General features: G+C 70.7%; 15 protein-coding genes. 6 read left to right on the top strand and 9 right to left on the bottom strand.

Annotation, left to right across the window (positions count from 1 at the left end):
• Positions 1–8: 8 nt before the first annotated feature.
• Genes ABD285_RS07140 through ABD285_RS07125 form a run of 4 tightly spaced genes read right to left on the bottom strand, consistent with a single transcriptional unit; the run spans position 9 to position 3,659 of the window.
• Positions 9–824 carry an NAD-dependent epimerase/dehydratase family protein gene (locus ABD285_RS07140; protein WP_284253254.1) on the bottom strand — a complete coding sequence of 272 codons (816 nt, stop codon included), beginning with the start codon at positions 822–824 and terminating at the stop codon, positions 9–11.
• Positions 821–2,191, bottom strand: a complete 1,371-nt coding sequence (locus ABD285_RS07135) for a polysaccharide biosynthesis protein (RefSeq protein WP_344201494.1) — start codon at positions 2,189–2,191, stop codon at positions 821–823. Before ABD285_RS07135 ends, ABD285_RS07140 begins: the two co-directional genes overlap by 4 nt.
• Before the next feature lie 2 nt (positions 2,192–2,193).
• A complete protein-coding gene (gene rfbA / locus ABD285_RS07130; RefSeq protein ID WP_284253255.1) occupies positions 2,194–3,060 on the bottom strand; it encodes a glucose-1-phosphate thymidylyltransferase RfbA in 867 nt (288 codons plus the stop codon).
• Positions 3,057–3,659 carry a dTDP-4-dehydrorhamnose 3,5-epimerase family protein gene (locus tag ABD285_RS07125; protein WP_344201490.1) on the bottom strand — a complete coding sequence of 201 codons (603 nt, stop codon included), beginning with the start codon at positions 3,657–3,659 and terminating at the stop codon, positions 3,057–3,059. Before ABD285_RS07125 ends, rfbA begins: the two co-directional genes overlap by 4 nt.
• Before the next feature lie 71 nt (positions 3,660–3,730).
• Here ABD285_RS07125 and rfbB point away from each other — a divergent pair, with 71 nt between their 5' ends.
• Positions 3,731–4,717, top strand: coding sequence for a dTDP-glucose 4,6-dehydratase (rfbB, locus tag ABD285_RS07120; RefSeq protein WP_284253256.1), 987 nt, complete (start codon positions 3,731–3,733; stop codon positions 4,715–4,717).
• A gap of 4 nt (positions 4,718–4,721) precedes the next feature.
• Positions 4,722–5,840: a glycosyltransferase family 4 protein gene (locus ABD285_RS07115; RefSeq protein WP_284253257.1), complete on the top strand. Its 1,119-nt coding sequence runs from the start codon at positions 4,722–4,724 to the stop codon at positions 5,838–5,840.
• A 15-nt stretch (positions 5,841–5,855) separates the two neighbouring features.
• On the opposite strand, the gene ABD285_RS07110 is transcribed toward ABD285_RS07115, so the two are convergent.
• From ABD285_RS07110 to ABD285_RS07100, 3 genes are read right to left on the bottom strand one after another with little or no spacing between them, the layout of a single operon-like run.
• Positions 5,856–7,370 (bottom strand): LCP family protein, encoded by a 1,515-nt coding sequence (locus tag ABD285_RS07110; RefSeq protein WP_344201486.1) that lies wholly within the window; start codon positions 7,368–7,370, stop codon positions 5,856–5,858.
• Positions 7,367–7,936 carry a 5-(carboxyamino)imidazole ribonucleotide mutase gene (gene purE, locus ABD285_RS07105; protein WP_344201483.1) on the bottom strand — a complete coding sequence of 190 codons (570 nt, stop codon included), beginning with the start codon at positions 7,934–7,936 and terminating at the stop codon, positions 7,367–7,369. Before purE ends, ABD285_RS07110 begins: the two co-directional genes overlap by 4 nt.
• A 17-nt stretch (positions 7,937–7,953) precedes the next feature.
• The gene (locus ABD285_RS07100; RefSeq protein WP_344201480.1) at positions 7,954–9,063 is read right to left on the bottom strand and encodes a 5-(carboxyamino)imidazole ribonucleotide synthase; all 1,110 of its coding nucleotides are present in this window, start codon (positions 9,061–9,063) and stop codon (positions 7,954–7,956) included.
• 66 nt (positions 9,064–9,129) lie between these two features.
• Here ABD285_RS07100 and ABD285_RS07095 point away from each other — a divergent pair, with 66 nt between their 5' ends.
• Positions 9,130–9,636, top strand: a complete 507-nt coding sequence (locus ABD285_RS07095) for a GtrA family protein (protein WP_284253261.1) — start codon at positions 9,130–9,132, stop codon at positions 9,634–9,636.
• A 103-nt stretch (positions 9,637–9,739) separates the two neighbouring features.
• On the opposite strand, the gene ABD285_RS07090 is transcribed toward ABD285_RS07095, so the two are convergent.
• Both ABD285_RS07090 and ABD285_RS07085 read right to left on the bottom strand, forming a co-directional pair.
• On the bottom strand, positions 9,740–10,507 hold the full coding sequence (locus ABD285_RS07090; protein ID WP_284253262.1) for a biotin--[acetyl-CoA-carboxylase] ligase: 768 nt from the start codon (positions 10,505–10,507) through the stop codon (positions 9,740–9,742).
• Positions 10,504–11,823, bottom strand: coding sequence for a UDP-glucose dehydrogenase family protein (locus tag ABD285_RS07085; protein WP_344201477.1), 1,320 nt, complete (start codon positions 11,821–11,823; stop codon positions 10,504–10,506). The genes ABD285_RS07090 and ABD285_RS07085 overlap by 4 nt, the downstream gene beginning before the upstream one ends.
• 45 nt (positions 11,824–11,868) lie before the next feature.
• Here ABD285_RS07085 and ABD285_RS07080 point away from each other — a divergent pair, with 45 nt between their 5' ends.
• From ABD285_RS07080 to ABD285_RS07070, 3 genes are all read left to right on the top strand, one after another.
• Complete coding sequence (locus ABD285_RS07080) at positions 11,869–12,660, top strand: polyprenol monophosphomannose synthase (RefSeq protein WP_344201474.1); 792 nt, start codon at positions 11,869–11,871, stop codon at positions 12,658–12,660.
• A gap of 4 nt (positions 12,661–12,664) precedes the next feature.
• Positions 12,665–14,266 carry an acyl-CoA carboxylase subunit beta gene (locus tag ABD285_RS07075; protein WP_344201471.1) on the top strand — a complete coding sequence of 534 codons (1,602 nt, stop codon included), beginning with the start codon at positions 12,665–12,667 and terminating at the stop codon, positions 14,264–14,266.
• 151 nt (positions 14,267–14,417) lie between these two features.
• Positions 14,418–14,657, top strand: coding sequence for an acyl-CoA carboxylase epsilon subunit (locus tag ABD285_RS07070; protein ID WP_344201468.1), 240 nt, complete (start codon positions 14,418–14,420; stop codon positions 14,655–14,657).
• Positions 14,658–14,927 lie beyond the last annotated feature (270 nt).

The raw sequence follows: 14,927 nt of genomic DNA, 5'->3' as shown, positions 1-14,927 counted from the left end.
CGTCGAGCCTAGAGTGTTCCACCGACTGCGGTGGGTCCGCGCGCGGGACGGACCCCGAACACCGCGGCCGCGCGGTCGACCACGGCGCAACTGAAACTCGGCGGCCCGTCCGCCCAGACGAACGCGACGCCTTCGGTCAGCCCCAGCGATCCGGCGAGGTCCTGATTGTCGACGGGGATGCCTCGGCCGACGTTGACCGGCAGCCATCCGGGCTCGAGGCCACGAGCCGCACGCGCCAGCGCTTCGCCGACATCGTCGACGTGCACGTAGTCGCGGACGAAACCGCGTGGACCGCGCAGTGGGACGGGCGGACCGGCGACGGCCGACTGGAGCCTGTTGACCAGTGAGTCCCGCATCCCGGGGCCGAACACGTTGAAGATCCGCAGCGCTGCGGCTGCGCGCAGGTCACCGCGTACGACGGCGGTCGAGAGCAGCTCCTCGGCGGCGATCTTCGACTCGGCGTAGGGTCCGACGCCGTCGAGGGCCGATGATTCGTCGACCGGACGCTCGTGGCGGTCGCCGTAGACGGCGGCCGACGACGCGAGCACGATGCCGGCACCGGCCCTCGCCGCCTCCTCGGCGAGCAGGCGGACGGCGTCGACGTTCACGCGGCGCATCGCGCCGGGATCCGTGCCTGCGCTCGTCATTCCGGCGAGTTGCACGACCACCTCCGGCCGTTTCGCCGTGAGCGCCTCACGCCAGGCTGCACGATCGGCCACGTCGAGCTCGGCATGAGAAGCGCGGATCCAGCTGACGCCCGGCGTCTGCGGCAGTCGGGCGCCGATGCGGCCGTCGGCGCCCGTCACGAGCACCCGAACCGTCATCGGATCGCGAAGCCCAGGACCCGGAGGGCGTCGACGATCTCCGCCCTGCTGATCTCGAACCGCTGTGCGCGCTCCAGCAGATCCGCGACGCCGAGCATGAATGCTGTCGGGTCGGTGACGACGTCGTCGGTGACGGCGAAGATCTTGGGATTCCGGGTCGGCGCGATGCGATCGGGCTCGTAACTCAGCTCTTCGTACATCTTCTCGCCCGGCCGCAGCCCGATGATCTCGATGTCGGCGGGGGGATCGACGAGTCTCGACAGGCTCGCCGCCAGGTCCATGATCCGCACCGGCTCGCCCATGTCGAGCACGAAGATGTCGCCGCTGGCGCCGATGAACGCGGACTGGATCACGAGCTGCGCCGCTTCGTCGAGCGTCATGAAGAACCGGGTGACCTCGGGATCCGTCACCGTCAGGGGAGCGCGGCGCGCGAGCTGGCTCCGAAAGGTCTGCATGACGCTTCCGTTGCTCTCGATGACATTTCCGAACCGCACCGCGGTCAACGAAGTGGCGGACGAATGGCGCGCGAGGTCCGTCATGGCGATCTCGCCGATGCGTTTGGTCGCGCCCATGACATTCACCGGATTGACGGCTTTGTCGGTCGAGACATAGACGACGTGCCGTACGCCGGCCTCGACCGCCGTGCGCATGACGGCGACGCTGCCCCCGATGTTGTTGTTGATGGCCTCGACCGGGTCACGCTGCATCATCGGCACGTGCTTGTAGGCGGCTGCGTGGAACACCACCGTCGGCCGCATCTCGGCGAAGACGGCCTTCAGGCGTGCGGAGCTCTTGACGTCCGCGACATGATAGGAGATCCGCGGATCGTCGGCGAACTCCTGCTCGAGAAAGAACATCCCGTTCTCCCACCAGTCGACACAGACGATCGCATCGGGATCCATGGTCGCGATCTGACGCACGAGCGTCGAGCCGATCGATCCGGCCGCACCCGTGACGAGCACACGCTGTCCGCGGAGGAAGGCGGCCGACTCGAGGAGGTCGTGCTTGACCGGCTTACGTCCGACGAGGTCGAGGACGTCGACATCCGTCAAGTCGGAGAGATCGACCTGCTCCTTGGCCAGGGTGCGGTACGTGCGCGGCACGATCGCGATCTCGACGTGATCCGAATCGACGGAGTCGAGGAACGACCGCAGCACTCCCGCATCGACGGATGGGATGGCGAAGTACACCATCCCGACCTCGTGCTGCGCGATGACCCGCGACGCGTCGGCGAGCGTGCCGAGCACTTCGTCGTCGACGACGGCGTCATCGAGGAATCCGACGACCTCGCCGCCGGATTCGCGGATGCTCCGCGCGAGAGAGGTGCCAGCCGTGCCCCTCCCGACGATGAGAATCCGCTGGGCCACGCTCACCGACCGCCCAGCAGCCCTTCGAGGTAGAGCCCGTAGCCGCTCTTGGCGAGCGGCGACGCCAGGGCGGCGAGCTGCTCGTCATCGATCCAGCGGTTGCGCCAGGCGATCTCCTCGATGCAGCCGATCTTGAAGCCCTGGCGGTCCTCGATCACACGCACGTACTCCGACGCCTGCATCATCGATTCGAAGGTGCCCGTGTCGAGCCACGCGGTGCCCCTGTCGAGCACCTGCACCCGCAGGCGTCCGGCCTGGAGGTAACGCTCGTTGACGGTCGAGATCTCGATCTCGCCGCGCGCGCTGGGCTCGACCGTCTTCGCGATCCCGACGACCTCGTTGTCGTAGAAGTACAGGCCGGGCACGGCGTATTGGCTCTTGGGATGCTCCGGCTTCTCCTCGATCGAGAGCGCCGTGAACTGGTCGTCGAATTCGACGACCCCGTACCGCTCCGGATCGGCCACCTGGTACGCGAAGATCAGTCCCCCGCTGAGGTCGAGGTTGCCGCGCAGCGATGAGCCGAGACCGGCGCCGTGGAAGATGTTGTCGCCGAGCACCAGGGCCACGGAGTCCTCACCGATGAAGTCCTCGCCGATGATGAATGCCTGGGCGAGACCGTCGGGTGAGGGCTGGACGGCGTACTGCACCTCGATGCCCAGCCGGGACCCATCCCCGAGGAGACCGCGGAACTGCTCGTGATGCTCGGGGGTCGTGATGATCAGGATGTCGCGGATGCCCGCCATCATGAGGGTCGACAACGGGTAGTAGACCATCGGCTTGTCGTAGATGGGCATCAACTGCTTGGAGATGGCCTGCGTGATCGGCCACAGTCGGCTGCCGGTGCCTCCGGCGAGAATGATGCCCTTCACCGACTCAGGTCCTCGTAGTAGGCGCGCACGGCGGCGAAGTCGGGGAGCAGGCCGGCGGCGACCGCCTGCTCGAGCCCGGGTGCCTCGGTGTCCTTCGGCGACAGGAGCGGCTCACCGGCCTCAGGCGGAAAGACGAGGCCGATCGTCTCGTCGAGGGGGTTCACCCCGTGCTCAGCCGTCGGACTGTAGGTGTCGCTCACGAGGTAGCTCACGGTCGCGTCGTCGGTCAGGGCGACGAAGCAGTGCCCGAGACCCTCGGCCACGTAGATGGCCCGGCGGTCGACGTCATCCAGCAGCACGCTGTCCCACCGCCCGAACGTCGGCGAGCCGACCCGGATGTCGATGGCGTAGTCGAGGACCGCGCCGCGGGTGGCGGTCACGTACTTGGCCTGACCGCGCGGGACGTCGGCGAAGTGGATGCCGCGCACCGATCCCCGACGGGACACCGAGGTGTTGCCCTGCCGGAGGTCCAGCGAGTGCCCGACCGCCTCCGCCAGTCGATCGAACCGGTACCACTCGAGGAAGACCCCCCGGTCGTCACGGTGCTGTACCGGGGTGATCTCGTAGGCGTCCGGGATCGAGAGCTCTCGGATCTGCACCCGGCGATCCTAGCAACGGCCTCCCGATAGACTTCCGGGCGGCCCCCGCCCTGGAAAGAGAGCATCCCGTCGTGAAGATCCTCGTCACCGGCGGAGCCGGATTCATCGGCTCCAACTTCGTCCGACGCACCCTCGAAGACGCGTATCCCGGGTTCGAGGGAGCCGAGGTCGTCGTGTACGACGCGCTCACCTACTCGGGCAATCTCGCGAATCTCGCGCCCGTGGCCGACAGCCCGCGCTACACGTTCGTCCAGGCCGACATCCGCGACGCCGGTGCCCTCGACGACGTGCTGCCCGGCATCGACACGGTCGTCCACTTCGCCGCCGAGTCGCACGTCGATCGCTCCGTGCGCGACTCCGGCATCTTCGTCGAGACGAACGTGCTCGGCACCCAACGGCTGCTGGATGCGAGCCTGCGGGCCGGCATCCGGAGATTCGTGCACGTGAGCACCGACGAGGTGTACGGCTCGATCGCCGAGGGCTCCTGGGCCGAGGACCGCCCGCTCGAGCCGAACTCCCCGTACTCCGCGAGCAAGGCCGGCAGCGACCTGCTCGCCCGCAGCTACTTCCGCACACACGGCATGAACCTCTCGATCACGCGCTGCTCGAACAACTACGGGCCCTACCACTTCCCCGAGAAGCTGATCCCGCTGTTCGTCACGAACCTCATCGACGGCGCGCACGTGCCGCTCTACGGCACGGGAGAGAACATCCGCGACTGGCTGCACGTCGACGACCACACCCGCGGGATCGCGCTGGTCACGGCTCGCGGGCGGGCCGGTGAGACCTACAACATCGGCGGCGGCACTGAGCTCAGCAACCGAGACCTGACGCAGAAGCTGCTCGAGGCGACCGGACGCGACTGGTCGTATGTCGATCAGGTGGAGGACCGCAAGGGCCACGACCTGCGCTATTCCGTCGACATCTCGAAGATCCGCGCCGAGCTCGGCTACGAGCCGCAGGTGGCGTTCGAGCAGGGGCTCGCCGACGTGGTGCAGTGGTACCGCGACAACCGTGCGTGGTGGGAGCCGCTCAAGGCCCGCGCGGCTCTGCGATGAGCGCATGATCCCGTTGCGGGTGATCGTCGACGAGATCGTGAACGGCACGGCCGGTGTCGCGCGCTATGCCGAGGAGCTCACCCGCGCCGTCGTCGCGACGCGTCCGCCCGGCACCGAGGTGACCGGCATCGTCGCGTCGTCGCCGGAGGCGGACCGGCTGCTCGCCGAGCGCCTGCCCGGGCTGCCGCTGCGCAAGAGCGCCCTCGCCCGCCGGGAACTCGCCGCCGCCTGGCAGCGCGGGATCACGGTCCTGCCGGGGACGGGCATGGTGCACGCGACGAGCCTGCTCGCTCCGCTGCGACGACACGACCGCGCGGCGGATCCCGCATCCCAGATCGCCGTGACGATCCACGACGCGATCGCCTGGACCCAGCCGGACCTGCTCCCGGCACGCACCGTCTCGTGGACGCGCGCCATGGCCCGGCGCGCCGAGCGGTATGCCGATGCCGTCGTCGTCCCCACTCACGCCGTCGCCGCGGACCTCGACGAGGAGCTCGGACTCGGAGACCGGCTGCGCGTCATCGGCGGGGCACCGAGCACGACCCTGAGCCGCCCGGTCGACGCGTCCGCACGGCGCGGCGCCCTCGGACTGCCCGCGCGCTACGTGCTCGCGGTCACCGGGTGGGAGCCGCGCACGGGTCTGGCGGCACTGCTGACGGCGATGAGCCGCATCCGCGACCGCGACCTGGTCGTGGTGGGCGCCGCCGCCGCCCACGACGAGGTGCTGGCCGCGGCCACCGAGGCGGGAGCGGTCGAGCGCGTGCACGTGCTCGATCGGCTCGGCGACGACGACCTCGGGGCCGTGCTCGACGGCGCGGAGGTCTTCGTGCAGCCCAGCCTCGCCGAGGGCTTCAGCCTCGCGATGATCGACGCGTTCGCGTTCGGACTGCCCGTCGTGCTCTCCGACGCCCCGGCGCTCGTGGAGGTGGCCGCGGATGCCGGCCTCGTCGTCGAGCGCGGCGACGCCGGGCGCTTCCCGGCCCGCCTCGCCGACGCGCTGCGCGGGGTGCTCGACGACGACGCCCTGCGCGAGCGGCTCGCGGTCGCCGCCGCGGACCGCGCCCGCCTGTTCAGCTGGCGCGACGCCGGCGAGAAGGTCTGGCAGCTGCACGCCGACCTGTAACGCCGCGTCGCCCGTTCAGCCGCGGCCGGCGGAGCAGGTCCGCTGCTGCGCCGACTGCCCCGAGATCGACGACGGCAGCTTGACGGGCGTCTGCCCTGCGGCGCCGGTGGGCGTCGGGCTGGGACTCGCCGAGGCGTTCTTCGACGGGGAGGTCGGCGGCGCCGGGTTCTCGACCGCGGCGCCGCCGAGGCCGCCCGCCGCGACGGCCCTGTCGTCCGCGAGAGCCTGGGTGAGCACGGCGGCGTCGTCGGCCAGCGGCCTCGTCACGCTCTGCCCGTTGATGTAGGTGGGCGCGGAGGGGTACTGCACGAACGCGATCCGCTCCAACGGGATGCTCTTGAGTGCGAGCGCCATCGAGACGAGGGTGCCGGTCTGGCCGAGCTGCGTGCTGAGCTGCATGTTCTTGGCGGCGGCATCGGCGAGGCCGAGCACCTTGTTCGGGTCGCCCAGGGTGTTCCCGCTCGTGATCTGCCGCACGAGCGCCGACAGGAAGACCTGCTGATTGCTGATCCGCTGCAGGTCGCTGCCGGTCGAGAGCCCGTGTCGCGTCCGGAGGAACGACAGCGCGGTCTGACCCTGCAGCGTGTTCGCCCCCGCGGGCAGCTTGAGCCCGGTGTACGGGTCGTCGATCGGCGCCGCGAGGCACACCGTCACGCCGCCCACGGCGTCGCTCATCGCGACGACCCCGTCGAACTGCACGAGAGCCGCGTACGGGATGGTCAGGCCCGTCAGCTGCTGCACGGCGGCCACCACGCAGCTGAGCCCTCCGCGCGAGAGGGCCGTGTTGAAGCGGGCCTGCTGCACCGCGGGGACGGTCGTGCCATCCGGCTTGCGGCACGCGGGCTGACCCACGTAGAGGTCACGGGGAATGCTGACCGCCGTCGCCGACTGCGACTTCGTCGAGAGGTGGATGAGGATCGTGACGTCGTTGAGCGCCTCGCCGCGTTCCCCGTACGCGGGGTTCCCATCGCCCGAATCGCTGCCCACCAGGAGCACGTTCGCGCTGCCCGTGAACGGTCCCACCTGGATCGGCTTGCCGTCGGGTCCGATGATCTGGATCGTGTTGGAGCCGACCTCGGCCAGCACGTGGGCCGCACGCCCCGCGAACGCGGCCCCGGCGAAGGCGGCACCGCCGGTCGCGACGAGAGCCACGATCGCGAGCAGGGCGACGCCCGCCCGCGACGCGGGTCGCACCCGCACCAGCCGGCTGAGCCGCACCGTGTCGAGCGTGCAGACGACCCAGAGCAGCCCGTAGAGGCCCAGCACGGCCGCGAGCGCCCAGAGCACGATCGGGTTCGCGAGCACGAGGAGCAGTTGCCCGCGCAGCACGAGCGCGGCGACGATCGTCGCCGCGAGCAGGATCCAGAACAGGATCGACAGCCCCATCGCGAACCGGCCGAACCGCCGGTTGCCTGCGAGGGTCTGCGCCGACCCGGGCACGAGGATGTTGAGCCCCACGAGCCACCAGGCCCGCTTGCTCATGACCTCGGGCGACGCGGGATCCGCCGCGCGGAGCGCGTTCTGGCTCACCGGTCGGGCTGCAGCTTCGCGTTCTTCAGCGCCTCGCTCTTCTGGGCGACGAGGCGCTCGAGGTCGGCGGCGTAGGCGGCGAGGCGGGCGGTGAGGGCGGCATCTCCGGATGCCAGGATCCGCGCCGCGAGGATCCCCGCGTTGCGGGCGCCCCCGATCGACACCGTCGCGACGGGGATGCCTGCCGGCATCTGCACGATCGACAGCAGCGAGTCGAGGCCGTCGAGCTTCGCGAGCGGCACCGGCACCCCGATGACCGGCAGCGTCGTGACCGAGGCGAGCATGCCGGGCAGGTGGGCCGCTCCCCCGGCGCCGGCGATGATGACCCGGATGCCGCGGCCCGCGGCCTCGGAGCCGAAGTCGATCATCTTCCGCGGCGTCCGGTGCGCCGAGACGACCTCGACCTCGTGCGCGATGCCGAAGTCGTCGAGCGCGGCGGCGGCGTCGGCCATGACGCTCCAGTCGGAGTCGGAGCCCATGACGACACTGACCTGCGGAGCGAGGCCTCGCGACGACGGGTCGAGGGGGCTCGAGCCGGCCGGCGTGCGATCGAGGGGGGCGGTCACGCCCCTCAGGGTACGGGTCAGCCCTGGAAGAACGCGGCAGCCGCGCGCGCCCGGGCGAGCGCGTCGTCCAGCTCGTCGCCGGTCGCCGTGACGTGCCCCACCTTGCGCCCCGGCCGCGACGTCTTGGCGTAGGAGTGCAGCTTCACCTCGGGCCGGTCGGCCATGGCACCCGGGTAGCGCTCCGGCATCGTCTGCCCCTCGGGGCCGCCGAGCACGTTGATCATGACGCTCCACGGCGCGGTCGGCGACGGGTCGCCGAGCGGCAGGTCGAGCACCGCCCGCAGGTGCTGCTCGAACTGGCTCGTGACGGCGCCGTCGATCGACCAGTGGCCGGTGTTGTGCGGGCGCATCGCGAGCTCGTTGACGGCGAGGCCGCCCTCCGCGGTCTCGAACAGCTCCACGGCGAGCACCCCCGTGACGTCGAGCCGCTCGGCGATCCGGGTCGCCAGGCGGCGCGCCCTCTCGGGCAGCTCGCCCGCCCGCGGTGCCGGGGCGAAGACCTCGGCGCACACCCCGTCGCGCTGCACCGTCTCCACGAGGGGCCACGCCCGCACCTCGCCGGACGGGCGGCGCGCGACGAGCTGCGAGAGCTCGCGGCGGAAGTCGACCAGTTCCTCGGCGAGCAGCGTGCCGCCGGTCGCGAACCAGTCGTCCGCGCCGTCGGCAGCATCGACGACGCGCACGCCCTTGCCGTCGTAGCCGCCGCGCGGGGTCTTCACGACGGCGCGGCCGCCGTGATCGGCGAGGAACGCGCCGAGCTGCTCCGCGTCGGCGACCTCCGCCCAGTCCGGCACGCGTGCGTCGATCGCCGTGAGCCGGCGGCGCATGACGAGCTTGTCCTGCGCCACCGCCAGCGCATCCGGTGCGGGACGAACGACGACGCCGTCCGCGACGAGGGCGGCGAGAACGTCCTGCGGCACGTGCTCGTGATCGAAGGTGACCACGTCGACATCGCGGGCGAATGCGAGCACGGTCGCGGCATCCGTGTAGTCGCCGACGGCCGTGGCAGCGATCGCGGCCGAGCTGTTCTCGGCCTCGGCGAGCACCCGGATGTCGATCCCGAGCGCGATCGCCGGCGGCACCATCATGCGGGCGAGCTGGCCGCCCCCGATCACCCCGACGCGCACGCGCTCCTCCTGACGTCGTTAAACTGCGCGGACATCCCCATCATCCCGGATCGAGACCCCTGCCCCATGCGCACCCTGTTCGGCCAGTTCGCGCGCTTCGGCGTCGTCGGAGCCGTCGGCTTCCTGGTCAACCTCGGCGTCTTCAACCTGCTGCTCTTCACGGTCTTCGACCCGAAGCGGGTCGCGTACGGCGAGCTCTATGCGAACGTCATCGCGACGCTCGTCGCGATCGTCGTCAACTGGATCGGCAACCGGCACTGGACCTTCCGCGCCCACCGGGGCCGCCAGCTCCTGCGCGAGGGCGTGGAGTTCGGCCTCGTGAGTCTCGGCGGGCTGCTCATCGGGCTCGCCTGCCTCTGGATCTCGCACCGCGTGCTGGGGTTCGAGAGCAAGCTCGCCGACAACATCGCGAACAACGTCGTCGGCCTCGGGCTCGGCACGATCTTCCGGTTCACGTTCTACCGGCTGTGGGTGTTCAGCCCCCGCCGGGGCGACCCGGCGCCCGCCGTGTTCCCGCCCGTCGGCGCCGACGACCCCGATCCGGCTCCCGCCACCGGGGAGCCCGCTGCCTGACTCCTGCAGGCCCCCGGTCTCCAGAAACCGATCGCCGGTTTGCCATCGGATCGAGGCCGCGCGGGCCTGATCGGATGGCGAGGGGTCGATCGGTTCGCCCGCGCTACGACGACGCCGGGCGCACGTGCACGACATCGCCCGCGGCGACGCTCTCATCGCCGGATGCCGTGCGCACGACGAGGCGGGCATCCGGCGCGATCGCGACCGCCCGCCCCCGGAACTCGGAGCCGCCGGGCAGCTCCACCCGCACCTCGCGGCCGAGGGTGCCGCACGCGGCGGTGACGGCCAAGCGCAGCCCCGACGCCTCCGCACCCCGCTCGAGCAGCCCGCCGACGAGCTCGGTGATCCGCGCCAGGTAACCCGCGAGCAGCCGGTCGTCGAGGTCCGGCCCGTCCGCGGCCCCCGCCAGCACGAGCGAGGTCGCGGTGGGGACGGGCAGCTCGTCCGCGCGCAGCCGTACGTTCACGCCGGCACCCATGACGACGCCCTGCGCCGTCAGCCGACCGAGCACCCCGCACACCTTGCGCTCACCCACGAGTACGTCGTTCGGCCACTTCACGTTCACGTCGGAGTGCGGCAGCAGCGCCGCCACGGAGTCGCGCATCGCGAGTCCCGCGGCGAGCGGCAGCCACGCCGCCTCACCGGGCGGCGGCGACGGCAGGAGCACCGAGATCGCCAGGCCCCGGCCGGCCGGAGTGCTCCATCCGCGATCGCGCCGCCCGCGGCCCGCGGTCTGGTGCGCAGTGACGAGCGCCGTGTACGGCGGCAGAGCTTCGACGGCCGCCCGGTCGGCGAGTTCATCGTTGGTCGACCCGGCCTCGTCGAGCACGATGAGCTCGGGCGCACAATGACGGGCGCGGCTGAGGTTCACCGGCCGGGGCCGACGGCAGCTCGGCCCAATCCGCGGACACGCCAGCCGGCGTCTGCCCAGACCGTCGCGTCGAGAGCATTGCGTCCGTCGACGAGGAGGGCGCGGCGCACAAGCGCCCGTGCCGCGCGAGGATCGAGGTCGCGGAATTGGACCCACTCCGTGAGGAGGACGACCGCGTCGGCGTCGCGCATCGTCTCCTCCGCGGATTCCCGGTAGTCCACAGTGAGCTCCGGATGAGCGCGACGAGCCGATGCGATGGCGCGCGGGTCCGTCGCCGTCACATGGGCGCCCGCCTCCACGAGTCGACGCACGACCTCGAGCGCCGGCGAGTCGCGCACATCGTCGGATTCGGGCTTGAACGCGATGCCGAGCACGGCGATCCTCGCACCGTTCAGGTCGCCGAGCTCCTCGGCGAGGACGTCGACGACCCGCTGACGGCGGCGCGAATTGATCCGATCGACCTCTCGGAGGAAGGAGGTGGCCTCGCCGGAGCCGAGCTCCTCGGAGCGCGCGATGAACGCCCGAAGGTCCTTCGGCAGGCACCCCCCGCCGAAACCGACGCCGGCGTCGAGGAAGCGCCGACCGATCCGCGCGTCCTGCCCGATGGCGTCGGCCAGCGCCACAACGTCCGCATCCACCGTCTCGGCGACCTCGGCCATCGCGTTGATGAACGAGATCTTCGTCGCCAGGAAGGCGTTCGCCGCGACCTTCACGAGTTCCGCCGTGCGCAAGTCCGTGACCATGCGGGGAACGCCGTGCGCGAGAGCGTCGGCGTAGACGGCATCGAGCATCCGCACCGACTCCTCGTCACCCGTTCCGACCCCGTAGACGATCCGATCCGGCCTGAGCGTGTCCTGAATGGCATGGCCCTCGCGGAGGAATTCGGGATTCCAGGCGACCCGGGCGCCGCTCGGCGAGATCGCGGTCGCGAGGCGATCCGCCGTTCCCACCGGCACCGTGGACTTGCCGACGAACAGCGATCCCGCCACAACGTGCGGCAGGGCCGCGTCCACGGCGGCGTCCACGTATTGCAAGTCGGCGGCCCCGGTCGCGCTCTGGGGTGTGCCGACCGCGACGAAGTGCACCTCAGCCGGATGGATCTGCGCCATGTCGGTCGAGAACGTCAGGCGGCCCGTGGCCATCACCTGGGTGAGGAACTCATCAAGACCGGGCTCGAAGAATGGTGCTCGACCCGCGGAGAGTCTCGCGACCTTCTCACCGTCGACATCGACGCCGATCACCTGGTGACCCAGCGAGGCCATGGCGACCGCATGGACCGCACCGAGGTAGCCGCATCCGATGACGGAGATGATCACGATCGTCCATCATGCCGTGAGTCGTTCCCATACGCTGAACGGATCATGGTCCCCGGATCGGCTCCCGCCCGTACCGTCGTGATCATCCCCACCTTCGACGAGATCGAGAATCTCGAGGGGGCGGTCGCGGCGGTCTTCACAGCCGACCCGCATGTCGCCATCCTCGTCGTCGACGACGACAGCCCGGATGGCACCGGCGCCCTGGCCGACCGGCTCGCCGCCGCCGATCCCCGGGTCACGGTGCTGCACCGCACCGAGCGCGCCGGGCTCGGCCAGGCCTACCTCGCGGGCTTCCGCACCGCGCTCGCCGCCGGCCACGAGGTGCTGGTCGAGATGGATGCCGACGGCTCGCACCCGGCATCGGCCCTCCCCGCGCTCCTCGCCCGCCTCGATGCCGCCGACCGCCCCGGCGTCGTGATCGGCTCGCGCTGGGTCGCCGGGGGCGAGGTCGTGGACTGGCCCGCCCGCCGGCGGTGGCTGAGCGAGGGGGCGAACGCGTACGCGCGGATCGCCCTGCGCATCCGGGTGCGCGACTCGACCGCCGGCTACCGCGCGTACCGCGCCGAGACCCTCCGCGCCATCCCGCTGGACGACGTGCACTCGCACGGCTACTGCTTCCAGATCGACATGACGCTGCGCACGCTCGATGCCGGCTTCGGTGTCGCCGAGGTGCCGATCACGTTCCGCGATCGGCTGCGCGGCACCTCGAAGATGAGCTCGGGCATCGTCGCGGAGGCGATGCTGCGGGTGACGCAGTGGGGCCTGCGCCGCTGGTTCCGGCCCCGATCCTTGTCGAGAACCTCCAACGGATCGGCCGCAGAGCGCTCGCTAGGCTGACCGGGTGACCCCCGACGCCACCCCGACGCCCGACCTGTCCAGCACCGCGGGCCGGATCGCCGACCTCAAGGTCCGGTACCACGAGGCCGTGACGGCGAGCGGCGAGGCCGCGATCGAGAAGCAGCACAAGCGGGGCAAGAAGACCGCCCGCGAGCGCATCGAGGAGCTGCTCGACCAGGGCAGCTTCGTCGAGCTCGACGAGTTCGTGCGGCACCGCACCCACGCCTTCGGCATGGAGCGCAACCGCCCATACGGCGACGCGGTCGTGACCGGAACGGGCACCATCCACGGCCGCCAGGTCGCCGTCTACGCACAGGACTTCACCATCTTCGGCGGCTCGCTCGGCGAGGTCGCCGGCGAGAAGATCATCAAGGTCATGGAGCTGGCCCTCAAGACCGGCGTGCCGATCATCGGCATGCTCGACTCGGGCGGGGCGCGCATCCAGGAGGGCGTCGTCGCGCTCGGCAAGTACGGCGAGATCTTCCGGCTGAACACGAAGGCCTCGGGCGTCATCCCGCAGATCTCGATCATCATGGGCCCGGCCGCGGGCGGTGCCGTCTACTCCCCCGCGCTCACCGACTTCGTGATCATGGTCGACAAGACCAGCCACATGTTCGTCACGGGCCCGGATGTCATCAAGACCGTGACGGGCGAGGACGTCGGCTTCGAGGAGCTCGGCGGGGCCCTCACCCACAACAAGACCTCCGGGGTCGCCCACTATCTCGCCTCGGACGAGAACGACGCGCTCGACTACGCGCGCACCCTCGTGTCGTTCCTGCCCGACAACAACCTCGTCGACCCGCCGCACTACGAGACCGAGGTCGAGCTCGAGATCACCGATGCCGACCAGCGGCTCAACCAGATCATCCCCGACTCGCCGAACCAGCCGTACGACGTGCACGAGGTCATCGAGCACCTCGTCGACGACGCCGACTTCCTCGAGGTGCAGCCGCTGTACGCGCCGAACATCGTCATCGGGTTCGCGCGCATCGAGGGCCGCTCGGTCGGGATCATCGCCAACCAGCCGCAGGCGATGGCCGGCACCCTCAACATCGAGGCAGGTGAGAAGGCGTCGCGCTTCGTGCGCTTCTGCGACGCGTTCTCGATCCCGATCCTGACCCTCGTCGACGTGCCCGGCTACCTGCCCGGCACCGACCAGGAGTGGACGGGCGTCATCCGGCGCGGGGCGAAGCTGCTGTACGCCTACGCGGAGGCGACCGTGCCGCTCGTGACCGTCATCACCCGCAAGGCCTACGGCGGCGCGTACATCGTCATGGGATCCAAGCAGCTCGGGGCCGACCTCAACTACGCCTGGCCGACCGCCGAGATCGCGGTGATGGGCGGTCAGGGCGCGGTCAACATCCTGTACCGCAACGAGATCAAGCAGGCGGAGGCGGCGGGCGAGGACATCGCGGCCGTGCGCTCCCGGCTCGCGAACGAGTACCTCTACAACGTCGCGTCGCCGTTCCTCGCGGCGGAGCGCGGCGAGCTCGACGGCGTGATCGAGCCGGCGGCCACGCGCATCGTGGTGGTCAAGGCGCTGCGGGCGCTGCGCACCAAGCGCGCGGAACAGCCACCCAAGAAGCACGGGAACATCCCGCTGTGAGCGCGCATCCGTACCCGCCGCCCGGGACGGGCGTCGGCGCTGGCGTCGCGGCGGACGTCCGAAAGGACGTCCGCTTACAGCTCCAGCGCGCCCAAGAAGCACGGGAACATCCCGCTGTGAGCGCACGCATCGGTCCCGCTGTGAGCGCACGATGACGATCCCGCAGGACGATCCGGATGCCGTCGACTACGCGGCGCGGATCCGTGTGACATCCGGATCGCCGACCCCCGTGGAGGTCGCGGCGGTCACCGCCGTCGTCGCCGCGGCCCTCGAGCAGCTGGCCGAGGAGGACCGGCGGCGCGAGGATGAGACGCCCACCCCCTGGGAACTCAGCCGGCGCGGGGTACGGCGCCCGCTGAACCGCGGAGACTGGCGGCATCCCATCCGCTGACAACGGTTTCCGTCGACTTTGCGACGGATCCGGTTGTCCAGATGCCGGTCGGCCGTCCATCTGCACGGTCCCCGGGCACCCTGTCCCCCGGTTTCGCCGACTTCCCCGGAATTCCGGGCGACGTGTCCCCCGAAATGATGACTGCACAGGATTTCCCGGATCGCGCATAGTGGTCATGTCAGGCGTGCCTCTCAGTGCACGCCGCCATTCATCGGCTGACAAGGGTAAGCGAGCCGATGACGTGGGGGCGGGTCAGGGCGATATTCGGGT

Source organism: Pseudolysinimonas kribbensis (assembly GCF_039531715.1).
Lineage (GTDB): Bacteria > Actinomycetota > Actinomycetes > Actinomycetales > Microbacteriaceae > Pseudolysinimonas > Pseudolysinimonas kribbensis.
This window is presented reverse-complemented; position numbering and strand designations above follow the sequence as displayed.